Below are 12,331 nucleotides of genomic sequence, written 5' to 3' on the forward strand. Positions count from 1 at the left end.
TTGTGGTGCCGGACCCGCCGGGCGGTCCGGTGATCGGCCCATCACCTCAACTTACGGGTGACAAGAGGGCGCTGAGGGAACCGTTTCGAGACAGCGCCGACGCCTTTCGACCGGGTGCGGGTGCGGGTGCGGGCGCAGGTACGAGTGCGGGTCCGGCGGCGTGCGGATCGGCCGGTACGGTGGGTTCCGCACCCCCCCGAACGAGGAGAACGACCGGTGTCCGACCTGGACTTCTACGCTCACGTCGCCACGCGCCGCGACGTCTTCGGGACCGGTGCCGGCTCCACTCCCGGAGCCTGGGACATCGCGCTGGGGACGGACTGCCTCGACGATCCCGGCGACGGCGTGCTGCGGCGGGACTACGGCCTGCTGGAGGTCCTCTTCTCTGACACTGGCGGCACCGGCGGCACGGACGGCTCCATGACCTGCTTCGGCATCATGGTGCAGGTCCATCGCCTGGTCCACGGCCCCTGCACGCCGCCGCTCCTGGTGAGCCGGTACGGGACGTTCGCGCCCCGGGTGCGCTTCGAGGACCTGCGCTCCGCCGTCCTCGCCCTGGGGCACGCGGTCGAGCCCGACGACCTCTCGGGAGACATCCACCGCTACCGGGTGCCGGAGTCCGGCACCCGGATCCACGTGATCGCCGACCCCGACCCGTACGGGGACGGCGATCACGACACCGGCGATCCGGACATCCACCAAGCGGGAGACGTGTGGTCGTTGGACGTGTCCCCCTTCTGGCGGGGACGGTAGGGGGCGGGCGCCCGGGGCCGCGTCCGCCGTCCTCGATACGCCGTCCTCGATACGCCGTCCTTGACCGCGCGAGCCGCCGAGCCCGTAGGATCGCCGCGGGGTGGGGCCGTAGCGCAGAGGTCGACGCGCGCGGTCTCCAAAATTGCGAGGACGCCGGTTCGAATCCGGCCGGTCCCGCCCCTCCTGCTCCGTCCGTCCCTCCCCGCACGGTCCGAATGCCCGGAAGGGCGGCGGGGCGGCCGGGCCTACGACGGTACGGCGGTGGTGTGCGGCTCGCCGGTGCCCGATCCGTCGGCGTTCGGGCCCTCCGCGGTCGGCTCCTCGGCGTCCGGCTCGCGCGGGGGACCGGCGAGCTGTTCGCGGACGTAGTTCCAGACCACCGCGACCAGCGCGGCCGCGGGCACCGCGAGGAGGCTGCCCACGATGCCGGCCAGGCTGCCGCCCAGGGTCACCGCGAGGAGGACGACCGCCGCGTGCAGACCGAGGCCGCGGCTCTGGATCATGGGCTGGAACACGTTGCCCTCCAACTGCTGCACCACGACGATGATCGCGAGCACGAGCAGCGCGTCCGTCAAACCGTTCGACACCAGTGCGATGAGGACCGCGACCAGACCCGCGAACAGGGCGCCCACGATCGGCACGAACGCGGAGACGAAGGTCAGCACGGCCAGGGGGAGCACCAGGGGCACGTCGAGGAACCACAGGCCCAGGCCGATGAACACGGCATCGAGCAGGCCGACGAACGCCTGCGAACGCACGAACGCGCCCAGGGTGTCCCAGCCGCGCTCCACCACGACGGGGACGTCGGTGGCCAGGCGGCCGGGGAGCTGGCGGGTGAGCCACGGAAGGAAGCGCGGTCCGTCCTTGAGGAAGAAGAACATCAGGAAGAGCGCCAGGACGGCCGTGACGAGACCGTTGAACACGGTGCTCACCCCCGTGACGACGGTGGTGACCATGCTGCCGACGCTGTCCTGGACCCGCGCGACCGCCGCGTCGAAGCCCTTGGAGATCTGGTCGTCCCCGATGTTCAGCGGCGGCCCGGCGGCCCACTCGCGCAGTTTCTGGATGCCCTCGACCACCCCGTCGGCCAACTCCCCGGACTGGGAGGCGACCGGCACCGCGATCAGGGCGACGATGCCCGCGACGGCCACGAGGAAGAGGACGGTCACCACGGCCGCGGCCAGGGCGGGTGCCCAGCCGAGTCTCCGCAGGAAGTGGGCGAGGGGCCAGGTCATGGTGGTGAGGAACAGGGCCACTATGAGCGGCCAGACGACCGACCACATACGGCCCAGGATCCACAGGGCCACCGCCGCCATCAGCAGCACCAGCAGCGACTCGGCGGAGACGCGTGCGGCCGTGCGCAGCGCGGAGGCGGTCTTCGTTGAACTCAAGGGGGCAGGCATGCGACTCACCCTAGTGAACGGCCGCACCCCTCCTCACCACCGTCTCCGCCGTCCCTCCCGGCGGAGACGGGCCGCCCCGGACGCAGGGGGGCGTCCGGGGCGGGGCCGGGGTGCGACCGGGCGACGGTCAGGGGGCGACGGCCAGGTCGAAGAGGTGGATGTTGCCGTTGCCCGGCAGCACCACGAACGCCACCTGCTTGGCGGGGTCGAGCGGGATCGAGTGGGCGAACACGCGGTACGCGATGCCGGCGTTCCCGTACCCATGGGGCCGGTTGCGCCCGTCGCTCGACGCCACCAGGGTCGCCCCGTGGGCGTCGGCCGGGTCGAACGACCAGTTCGGGAACCCGAACGAGCCGCTGCCGCTCGTTCCGTCCGCGTAGTACACGGTCGCGGTGCCCGAGGCCCCGCTCGTGACGCCCGAACCGAGGAAGACGAGCCTGCTGCCCCTGCCGTTCAGGGCGATGGCCTGGCCGGCGGCGGAGACGTTGTCCTCGGTACCGCTCGGGACGTCCGGCCAGCGCAGCTCGGCGCCCAGGGCGTCGACGGTCCCGCCGGGACGCAGTCCGGCGGCGGCGAGCTTCTGCGCGGAGAAGCTGTTGCCCTCGCCGTCGTAGTTCCCGGGCTTCGTGTCGCTCTCGTCGGTCACCCCCACGTTGTTGTACGCGGCGGCCAGGTTCGCCAGGGGAGTGCCGCTGTGCTGCGTCCTGGTGCCGGTGGCCGACCCGGCTCCGTCGCCGCCCCGGTAGGTGGCGGTCGCGGTGAACGTGCGGACGGTGAAGCCGGCGCGCCGCTCCGGCACCTGGATCCGGAAGGCGGCCTCGGCGGAGGCGCCCTTGGCCAGGGAACCGTCCACCTGGAGGACCGAGGGCTGGACGGCCCAGCCGACCGGCCCCCCGAAGGACACCTTCAGCGAACGCATCCGTTCCGGGCCCGCGTTGGTGACGGTCACCTTCACCGTCGAGACGGCCGGGCCGTCCAGGTCGACGGGGGAGATCGACACCGTCGTGGCCGTGGCCGCGGACGGGCTCGGAGTCACGGACGGGGTCGCGGCCGAAGCCGTGGCCGGGAGGAGCGCGAGCGCGCCCGCCGCGACGACGGCCCCGAGCGAGCGGATCAATCCTGCTGGTCTCACGTGCTGCTCCTTCACGGCAGGGGCGGAGACGGGAAAAAGGGGGAAGGGAAGCGGGGGCGGCCTCAGACCACAGGGGGCATCTCGGTGGCGCGCGAGTCGAGGCCCATGCGGAGGTTGACCCAGGCGCCCCGGGTGAAGTCCGGGATCTCGACGGGACGCCCCTTCGCCGCCAGGGACATGACACTCAGGGGGACGGGCGCGCACCAGGCCGCCGAGTCGTAGACGTCGATGTCGGGTACGAGCCCCGCCCGCATGAGCTGCACCGTCCGCCACTGCAGGACGTAGTCCATGCCGCCGTGGCCGCCGTTGTTCGCCGCGTCGTCGCCGATCTTCTTCCACAGCCAGTGGTCGAACTCCTTGCGGTAGGAGTCGAAGGACCGCCAGGAGTGCCCGCTGTGGTCCGGCTCGACGTAGACGCGGCCGCCCCCGGACGACAGCACGCCCGCGTAGTCCTCGAAGATCCCCCGGCTGCCCGCGAGGGAGTTGATCCGGCTGTACGGCCGCGGGGAGCTCACGTCGTGCTCGGCGCGGATGACCCGGCCCTTGGCCGTCTCGATCAGGCAGGTGACCAGGTCGCCGTTGACGTACGTCTCCTTCCACGAGGGGTGGTTCCTGGGCACGAACCGCTCCCGGTAGTCGGCCAGGCCCTTCGGCTCGGTCGCCGTGGCGCGCAGCGTCGTCATGCGGTCGCCCCGGTTGATGTCCATGGCGGCGGCGATCGGCGCGAGGCCGTGCATGGCGTAGAAGGAGGCGGTGCTGCGGGTGTGCCACCGCCGCCGCCACGCGTCGGTGTAGTACGTGTCGGAGAACAGCAGCTCGCGCAGGTCGTGCAGATAGCCGCCGTGCCCGTTGGTGATGTCGCCGAACAGGCCTTCGTGCGCCATCTTGAGCATGGCCAGCTCGTTGCGGCCGTAGCTGCAGTTCTCCGAGAGCATGAGGTGCCTGCGGGTGCGCTCGGAGGTGTCGACGAGGTCCCACAGCTCGTCGAGCTCCGTGGCGATGGGCAGCTCGACGACGACGTGCTTGCCGGCGAGGAGCGCGGCCTTGCCCTGGGCGTAGTGGAACTCCCAGGGCGTGGCGATGTAGACGAGGTCGACGTCGTCGCGCCGCAGCATCCGCGTGTACGCGTCGTCCGAGCCGCCGTACTCGGCGGGGCGGGGCTTCCCGGCGGCGGCCAGGCCGTCGGCGACCCGCTTGGCCCGGTCGGCGCGTATGTCGCAGACGGCGGTGACCGTACAGCCGGGGACGACGGACCAGCCCGTGGTCATGCCGGCGCCGCGGTTGCCCAGGCCGATCACGCCGACGCGCACCGTCCGGTGGACGGCGTAGGGCACGTCGACCATGGACTTCTGGCCCGGCCTCCGGCGAGGCACGGGCGCCGCCGTCACCGCCGCGGCCGCGTCGGGGGCGGATCCCACCCCGGTCGCCAGGGCCCCGGTGGTGGCCAGGGCGCCTCCCAGGAGCAGGCGGCGTGAGACTGCGGGGAGTTTTGACATGGGTTCATCGCTCCTCAGTGCATACGGCGTCGGACGCGTCACGACTCTGGCGGGGCGATCAGGGGTGTGTCAATAGGTGTTCGGTTGGAGCTCGTTGTGCGCATGATTGAGCATCATGAGCGGAGTTTCACGCATGCGGTCGCACAGGGGGTGCGGCGACGGTCTCCGGACTCACGCCGTCCCCCGGGGCGGGGCCGGGAGCCGCACCGGCGGAACCCGACGCGGGGACGGAGCGGAGCCGGTCGGCCTCCGGGGCATGGCCGACCGGGTCGCCCGGCTCCTGGAAGTGCAGCGCGACCCCGGCACCCGCCAGGTACGCGTCCAGTCCGGCACGGCAGTAGGCGACCATCGGCTCCGGCAGGGCGCCGAACGGGAACCACCCCATGCCGTCGCACACCCGCGGTTCCATGACCGTCGGCGTGCCGGCCCAGCGGCGGACCTCGAAGAAGAACCCGACCCGCGCGCTCCCGGCCGGCGCGCGGTGGTGCACGACGACGGCGGCGCGCACGTCGTCCGGCTCCACGACCAGGCCCGTCTCCTCCCGCGTCTCGCGGACGAGCGCGGTGACGACGTCCTCGGCGGGTCCGTCGACATGACCGGAGGGGAAGTGCCAGTGCCCCGAGGCGTAGACGTCACCGGCCCGCCGCGACAGCAGGACCTCCGGCCCCTCCTCCCCGTCGCGTACGGCGATCAGATGCACGTCCACCGGCACCGTGTGCCGTCCACCGGCGCTCAACGGGCACCTCCCGGGCGGCGGGCGGACCGGGCAAGGGGCGAAGCGTGCACGAAGGCCTCCGGAAAGGGGTGTCGGGAGTGACGTCATGCCCAACGAACAAGCCCGGTCTCCCGAACGCAACCCCCGCCGACCAGGGTCACCCCATGTCCGAGCCGTCCCGTGATCCCCGCATGCAGTTCCTGATCGACCGGCTTCTGCCGGGAACCGTGAGAAGGGTCAGGGTCACCGGCTTCGACGGAGAGGACGTCCTGGTCCGGCTCCTGGACGCCGTGGGGGAGGAGGGCGAGACCGCCCGGATCCCCCGTCACGAGGCGTCGACGCGCTCGACGGCGCATCCGGCCGAACTGTTCGAGGTCGGCCAGGAGATCGAGGCCGAGGAGATCGGGCGCTGGCACGAGGACCGGCTCCTCCTCTCCGCCAGGGCGTGCGAGAACCCGGCCCTGCGGTCCTTCCTGCTCGCGCTCGAACCGGGCGACGTCGTCGCCGGAACGGTCGCCGGGGTGCACGACTTCGGGGTCTTCGTTCACCTCGACGGCGAACCGGACGGCCTCTGCACCGGCTTCATCAGGGTGCCGGACCTGACCTGGGACCGGATTGCCCACCCCTCCGAGGTGGTCGAAACCGGTCGGCGGATCACCGCCGAGGTGATCATCGCCGAGACGCGCTCCGGACAGGTGGCGATCTCCTTGAAGGCCCTGCGGGAGGATCCGCTCGTGCGGTTCGCGGACCAGGTCGGCCGGACCCTCACCGGGCCGATCGTCAGGGTCGTGCCCTTCGGCGTGTTCGTACGGCTCGCGCCGGAGGTCGTGGGCTTCCTCCACCTCTCGGAACTGGCCGCCGGCGAGACGGCCGAGAGCCCGGAACAACTCGTCGGGGAAGGCGAGTCCATCGCGGTCGAGGTCACCGAGGTCGACCCGCGGCGCCACCGGGTGCGGCTGAGCGCCGCCCGCAGAGCGGGCGCCCCCTGAATCGCTCCCGTGCCCGGGGAGGGGCCGGAGCGGAAGGACCCCGCCGGGAGCTTCAAGGTCCCCACCGGCAGGGAGGCCCGCTCCCGAGAGAACGGAACTCCTCCCTCGCCCAGGGGTAGAAATCGCTTTCTGTCGCGGGCATGCTGTCGGCCACCGGGCCACCGCCGGGTGCCCGCCCGGGCTTCCTTCCCGCGTCCCCGAGAGGTCTGCCCCGCCATGTCCTCATCGCCCGAACCCGCCTTCGCCCCCGACCCCTCCGCCTCCGCCCCCGACCCCGCCGTCCCCGCCTCCCTCCTCTCCCGCCGAGGCCTGCTGCGCGCCGCGCTCGGCACCACCGCGCTCGGTGCCGCCGCCCTCGCCCTCCCGCTCGCCGCACCGACCCCCGCGCACGCCGCCGACGCCTACGACGCCCTCCGCCTGACCTGGCGCGACCTGCTCCTCGGCACCGGATTCGACCCGGGCGCCGAGCCCTTCGCCGCCAAGCTGGCCGCGCTCGGCGCCACCGCCCGCGACCTGCGCGCCGCCATGGCGCCGGCGAACGGCTCCCTCTGGCCGGACCTTCCCTACGCGGACCCCGACCCGGACACGGACCCCGAGTCGTACACGTACTCCGGAAACCTCCAGACCAGCTACGCGCGGCTGCGCACCCTCGCCGAGGCCCACGCGCAGCCCGGCACCGGTCTCACCGGCGACGCGGGACTGCGCGACGAGATCCTGGCCGGCCTCGACCACCTCCACGACCAGGCGTACCGCGCGGGCCGGGCCCGGTACGGCAACTGGTACAGCTGGCAGATCGGCGCCCCGCAGGCGCTGCTCGACATCGACGTCCTCCTGTACGACCACCTCGGCGCCGCCCGCGTCGCCGAACACTGCGCCGCCGTCGACCACTTCGTCCCCGACAGCGCGGTCGCGAGCTACACGGGCACCTCCACCGGCGCCAACCGCGTCGACCTCTGCCGGGTGCTCGCGCTGCGCGGCGTCCTCGGGAAGTCCCCGGAGAAGCTCTCTCTGGCCCGCGACGCGCTCTCGCCCGTCTTCCCGTACGTCACCTCCGGCGACGGCCTCTACGCCGACGGCAGCTTCGTCCAGCACACCTACGTCCCCTACGCCGGTTCGTACGGAGCCGTCATGCTCGGCGGCCTCTCCCACCTCTTCGCCCTGCTCAAGGGCTCCGCCTGGGAGGTCACCGACAGCGGCCGGCAGGTCGTGCTCGACTCGGTCGAGAAGGCGTACGCGCCCTTCCTCTTCAACGGCCTCGCCATGGACGCCGTCTCCGGCCGGGCGGTCAGCCGGGGCGTGCAGAAGACCGACACCCGGGCCGTCCGGCAGGACGACCACCTGCGCGGCCACGGGATCATCGCCTGCGTCGCCCTGCTCGCGCGGAGCGCCTCGACCGCCGAGAAGACCCGCTGGGACGGCATGGTCAAGGGCTGGATCGCCCGTGCCTCCTACAGCCCGCTCCTGACGAGTCCCGCCCTCGGCGTCGCCGCGCTCGCCCGCCTCGAGGAGACCGCCGACGGCCCGGCCGCGCCGAGTCCCGAACCGGTCGGGCACCGGCTCTTCCCCGGCATGGACCGGGCCGTGCACCGGCGGCCGGGCTGGGCGGCCTCGCTCTCCATGGCCTCGAAGCGGATCACGTACTACGAGAACGGCAACGGCGAGAACCTGCGCGCCTGGCACAGCGGTTCGGGCATGCTCTACTGGTGGGGCGACACCTTCGCCAACGGGCAGTACAGCGACGACTTCTGGCCCACCGTCGACCCCTACCGGCTGCCCGGCACCACCGCCTCCCGCAAGCCGCTCGCCGACGGCGAGGGCGGTGCCTGGGGCGCCGCGCGGCCCGACGTCCGCTGGGTCGGCGGGACGACGGACGGCACGTACGCGGCGGTCGGGCAGTACCTGAAGGGGCTCTCCTCCACGCTCCTGGCCAAGAAGTCCTGGTTCTTCCTCGACGACGCGATCGTCTGCCTGGGCGCCGGGATCCACGGCCGCGACGGCACCGGAGTCGAGTCGACCGCGGACAACCGCAACCTCGGCGAAAACGGTGTCCACGCCTTCACCGTCGACGGTGCCGCCCAGTCCACGGCACCCGGCTGGAGCGCCACGCTCACCGGGGCCCGCTGGGCGCACCTCGCGGGGCACGCCGGCTACGTCTTCCCCGGCGGCGCGCCCGCCTCCCTCAAGGCCCTGCGCCAGGCGCGCACGGGCCGGTGGTCGGAGATCAACCTGGGCGCCGTCACCGACCCGGTCACGCGCCGGTACCTGACGCTCTGGTTCGACCACGGCACCGACCCGACCCGGGCCACGTACGCGTACGTCCTCATGCCGGGCGCGAGCCGGGAGCGGACGGCGGCCCGCGCGGCCGACCGGGGATGGCTCACCGTCCTCGCCAACACCGACGACCAGCAGGGCGTACGCGTCCCCTCCCTCGGCTTCACCGGCGTCAACCTCTGGTTCGCCGGCACGGTCGGCGAGGTCACGACCGGCGCGCCCGCGTCGGTCCTGATCCGCGAGTCGGGCACCACGGCCACGGTCTGCGTCTCCGGCCCGCTCCGGGACGGCGCGGCGATCGACCTGACGTGGAACCGGCCCGTCTCCGCCGTCCTCTCCCACGACCCGGCGGTCCGGGTCCTCGGCACGGGCGCCGCGCTCCGGCTCCGCGTCACCCCGGGGACCCTGGCGGCCACCCACAAGGCGGTCGTACGCCTGGGCTGAGGCCGAGAGGCCGAGGAGAGGTGCCGTGGCCGCGTCCCGCCCGGGTGTCAGGCGCCGGTGTACTGGGCGGCGTACTCCCCGCTGGGCGGGACGACGGTGATGACGTCGACCAGCACCCCGTCGGGGGCGGCGACGACGAAGTGCCGCTGGCCGAACTCCTCGGTGCGCAGGGACAGCACTTCGGGCAGACCGGCCTCCGTCACGAGCCGGCGGTGCTCCGCGTCCACGTCGTCCACCTCGAAGTTCAGCAGCAGGCCGCCCCGGAGCGCGGCCCGGTGGCCCTCGGGGACGGTCGGATGGGCGTGGTCGAGGAGCGCGAGCTCGTACTGCGGGGCGTCGGGACGGCGCAGGCTGACGTACCAGTCCGCCTCGAAGGTCGTCTCGAACCCGAAGTGGCGGGTGTAGAAGTCCCGGGAGGCCGCCACGTCCCGGGTGGCGAGCACCGGGTAGAAGCCACCGAGCCGGGTCGCGGGCGCGGTGGTGGGCACAGGGGTGGGTCCGTTCGTCATGGTCGAGTTCCTCCGTATCCGTTTCGCATACCCAGGGTACGCGAATTTCGGCGTTAGCATACCCTCGGTACGCGAAACGGGAAGGACGTGCGGACGATGGCGGTCAACCGGGCGGAGCAGCGGGAGGCCACGCGGCGGGCGCTGCTGGCCGAGGGGAGGCGGCGGTTCGCCGCCGACGGCTACCACCACGTGGTGCTGGCCGACGTCGCGCGGGCCGCCGGGGTCACCAAGGGGGCCGCCTACCACCACTTCGACAGCAAGGCGGGGCTCTTCCGGGCCGTCGTCTCCGAGGTCCAGCACGAACTGGGCGAGCGGGTCGCGGCCGAGGCCGACCGGCACGAGGACCTGTGGGAGCAGCTCCGGGCCGGCTCCCGGGCCTTCCTGGCCGCCGGGACCGATCCGGCGGTACGGCGGATCCTGCTGGTCGACGCGCCGACCGTCCTGGGCTGGGAAGAATGGCGGACCCTGGACGAGGAGTCCTCCGCCCGGCACCTCGCGGAGGCCCTGGAGGCGCTCGTCGCGGCCGGGACCCTCGCCGACCAGCCGGTGGAGCCCCTGGCCCGACTGCTTTCGGGGGCGATGAACGAGGCCGCGCTCTGGATCGCGCGGGGAGGGGACCCGCAGGCCGCGGAACAGGCGCTCGACCGGCTCCTGGCGGGTCTGCGCGCCCCGACCCCGCCCGGCGAATCGGCAGGGTGACGGGCCGTGAGACCATCGCACCCGCGGCCCCCGGGACCTTTCCGGCACCGGGCTGCGGCACCGGGGGAGCGGACGTGGAACACGGTCGGGCAGGGGAACCACGCGGAAAGCGCACACGCGCCGAGCGGCTGACCGAGGGGCTGGCCGTCACGGCGGCCTCGGTCCTCTCGCTCGGCCTCCTCGCCGGCCCGGTGACGGTCTTCGGCACGACCGCCTGGCACCTGGCCACCGACCCCGGAACCACCGCGTTCAGCCGGTTCCTGGTGCCGCTGCTCCTCCTCGCCCTCCTGCTGCTGCTGTTCGTTCCGGCCCGCGCCGTGTTCCGCTCGGGCCGGCGCAAGGGACGGGAACGGCTGACGGCGGCGGCCCCGGCGGCGCTGACCCTGCTCGCCGCGTCCCTGGTGCCGTTCGCGGCCCTGTACCTGCTCCTGCTGTACGCGGACTGACCTCCCCCGGCGCGGCCGGAGGAGACCCGGCGTCACCGGTCCCGGCCGGGGCCCCGGCTCACGGCCCGCGCCAGATGTTGGCGAAGGCCGTGTTCTCGATGGTCCGCCGCTGGCGCACGGCCTCCAGCTCCATCACCGCGTCGTGGACGGCGGCCACCACGCTCGTCACCGCCTCGTCGGCGAAACCGGGCTCCTCGCCCGGCTGCCCGCCGCCGATCCCCACCGCCGAGGCGAGGGCGGCCAGAACCGGCTCCCCCTCCTCCCGGCGGCCGACCGCCCGACGGTGGGCGGGCGTGTCGACCGGCTCCACGCGCTCCGGCCCGAAGGGCAGCCGACCGCTACGCCTCCGCCTCAGCTCGCCGTCCTCCTCCAGCGCGGTCCGGTACGCGGACGCGAGGTCCCGGCCCCGGCGCCACAACCAGTCCTCGACCAGCTCGTAGGGCGGCTGCCGGACGAGCCTGGCCTCGGCCTCGGCCAGGAGCCGGTCGCCCGGCTCCGACGGCCCGCCCGGCACGACGCGGTCGTCGTCCACGGTGACGGCCCCCGCGCCGACGAGGTCGATCAGCTCGGCTCCCGCGAGCGCCAGCGACAGGTCTCCCTGCCCCACGTCACGCTCCGGCCCCGGATCCACGGAGATGAGGAACAGGTCTTTCGCCGTGCTCATGAACGGCTCCCCTCGGAGGCATCGACAGGGCGGACCCCACCGGCCGGACCCACGACCGGCGCGACGGCGGGGCGCCCACCACGATCAGTATCACCTCCACCGGGGCGGCGGAACGAGGCCGCCGTGGTTCTCCGGCCGCCCGCCGTACTTCCCCCGGCCTCCGATCGCCTCAAGGCCGGAGCCCGACGTGTTCGAGCGCGACCGTACTGAGATCGGTGATGGCCTGCGGGTCACCGCGACGCCAGGCGTCGGCCCACCCGCCGGGCGGCACCGGCAGCCCGTCGAGCACGCCCGGAGGCCCGGTGAGGGCGCGCAGGGCGAGCAGATCGGCGCCTCCGGGAGCCCCGGCGAGACGGCGCAGGGCGTTGCTCCGCCGGATCCAGAGCAGGCGCGGCGGCAGCCACAGCAGCAGGACGAAGAGCACCGGGATCACGATGAGGGCGGCCGTGATCACATCGGCGACCTGGCCGACGGTCTCCTGGAACGAGGCGCCCGCGTCGGCGAACCCGGAGCCCGCGTCGGCCGCGGACCGGAGCGGCCTCTCCAGGACGCCGCCGATCAGCGGCAGGTCCGACGCCGCGTCCCCCGCCTGGTCGAGCTCCCTGGCGAGACTGTCGCCGGAACTCTCCACCTTCCGTCCCGGTTCGGCCAGCAGCATGATCGTCTCGCGGACGGCCAGGGCCACCCACACCGCCACGGCGATCAGGGCCACGGCGACAAGGTCCACGAGCACCTGGCGGTTCCGGCGTACGGGCGTCTGGGCGTAGAAGCGCAACGGAGGGCTCCCGTTCGAGTCGTGGCGGCGGGGAA

Annotated in this window: 12 protein-coding genes and 1 tRNA gene; 6 read left to right on the forward strand and 7 right to left on the reverse strand. The window is 73.4% G+C overall.

The window, feature by feature from the left end; translation table 11 throughout:
* Positions 1–216: 216 nt before the first annotated feature.
* Together OO47_RS17050 and OO47_RS17055 are read left to right on the forward strand one after the other, a co-directional pair.
* Entirely contained in the window at positions 217–753 is a 537-nt protein-coding gene (locus OO47_RS17050; protein WP_030217515.1) for a hypothetical protein, read from the forward strand.
* Between the two features lie 102 nt (positions 754–855).
* Positions 856–930: transfer RNA gene (locus OO47_RS17055), tRNA-Trp, on the forward strand.
* Between the two features lie 68 nt (positions 931–998).
* Here OO47_RS17055 and OO47_RS17060 read toward each other — a convergent pair.
* The 4 genes from OO47_RS17060 to OO47_RS17075 all read right to left on the reverse strand — a co-directional run bounded on the left by OO47_RS17060 (position 999) and on the right by OO47_RS17075 (position 5,490).
* Complete coding sequence (locus OO47_RS17060) at positions 999–2,156, reverse strand: AI-2E family transporter (RefSeq protein ID WP_051716186.1); 1,158 nt, start codon at positions 2,154–2,156, stop codon at positions 999–1,001.
* Positions 2,157–2,283: 127 nt separating this feature from the next.
* The gene (locus tag OO47_RS17065) at positions 2,284–3,288 is read right to left on the reverse strand and encodes an NEW3 domain-containing protein (RefSeq protein WP_030217521.1); all 1,005 of its coding nucleotides are present in this window, start codon (positions 3,286–3,288) and stop codon (positions 2,284–2,286) included.
* Between the two features lie 62 nt (positions 3,289–3,350).
* On the reverse strand, positions 3,351–4,784 hold the full coding sequence (locus tag OO47_RS17070) for a Gfo/Idh/MocA family protein (protein WP_030217526.1): 1,434 nt from the start codon (positions 4,782–4,784) through the stop codon (positions 3,351–3,353).
* A gap of 127 nt (positions 4,785–4,911) precedes the next feature.
* On the reverse strand, positions 4,912–5,490 hold the full coding sequence (locus OO47_RS17075; RefSeq protein WP_234323209.1) for an NUDIX hydrolase: 579 nt from the start codon (positions 5,488–5,490) through the stop codon (positions 4,912–4,914).
* Between the two features lie 173 nt (positions 5,491–5,663).
* On the opposite strand from OO47_RS17075, the gene OO47_RS17080 reads away from it, so the two are divergent.
* Together OO47_RS17080 and OO47_RS17085 are read left to right on the forward strand one after the other, a co-directional pair.
* Positions 5,664–6,488 carry a S1 RNA-binding domain-containing protein gene (locus OO47_RS17080; protein WP_234323210.1) on the forward strand — a complete coding sequence of 275 codons (825 nt, stop codon included), beginning with the start codon at positions 5,664–5,666 and terminating at the stop codon, positions 6,486–6,488.
* A 216-nt stretch (positions 6,489–6,704) separates the two neighbouring features.
* On the forward strand, positions 6,705–9,203 hold the full coding sequence (locus OO47_RS17085) for a polysaccharide lyase 8 family protein (protein WP_051716187.1): 2,499 nt from the start codon (positions 6,705–6,707) through the stop codon (positions 9,201–9,203).
* A 47-nt stretch (positions 9,204–9,250) separates the two neighbouring features.
* On the opposite strand, the gene OO47_RS17090 is transcribed toward OO47_RS17085, so the two are convergent.
* Positions 9,251–9,712, reverse strand: a complete 462-nt coding sequence (locus OO47_RS17090; protein ID WP_051716188.1) for a VOC family protein — start codon at positions 9,710–9,712, stop codon at positions 9,251–9,253.
* A gap of 96 nt (positions 9,713–9,808) precedes the next feature.
* Between OO47_RS17090 and OO47_RS17095 the strand changes: the two genes are divergently transcribed.
* Together OO47_RS17095 and OO47_RS17100 are read left to right on the forward strand one after the other, a co-directional pair.
* Positions 9,809–10,411 carry a TetR/AcrR family transcriptional regulator gene (locus tag OO47_RS17095; RefSeq protein ID WP_030217540.1) on the forward strand — a complete coding sequence of 201 codons (603 nt, stop codon included), beginning with the start codon at positions 9,809–9,811 and terminating at the stop codon, positions 10,409–10,411.
* Positions 10,412–10,485: 74 nt separating this feature from the next.
* Complete coding sequence (locus OO47_RS17100) at positions 10,486–10,857, forward strand: hypothetical protein (protein ID WP_030217550.1); 372 nt, start codon at positions 10,486–10,488, stop codon at positions 10,855–10,857.
* A 58-nt stretch (positions 10,858–10,915) separates the two neighbouring features.
* Here OO47_RS17100 and OO47_RS17105 read toward each other — a convergent pair whose 3' ends face one another.
* Positions 10,916–11,521 (reverse strand): GOLPH3/VPS74 family protein, encoded by a 606-nt coding sequence (locus tag OO47_RS17105; RefSeq protein ID WP_030217558.1) that lies wholly within the window; start codon positions 11,519–11,521, stop codon positions 10,916–10,918.
* A 169-nt stretch (positions 11,522–11,690) separates the two neighbouring features.
* The gene (locus tag OO47_RS17110; protein WP_030217559.1) at positions 11,691–12,296 is read right to left on the reverse strand and encodes a hypothetical protein; all 606 of its coding nucleotides are present in this window, start codon (positions 12,294–12,296) and stop codon (positions 11,691–11,693) included.
* Between the last annotated feature and the right edge of the window lie 35 nt (positions 12,297–12,331).

This window comes from Streptomyces bikiniensis, from assembly GCF_000716625.1.
In the GTDB taxonomy this organism is placed as follows: Bacteria; Actinomycetota; Actinomycetes; order Streptomycetales; family Streptomycetaceae; genus Streptomyces; species Streptomyces bikiniensis.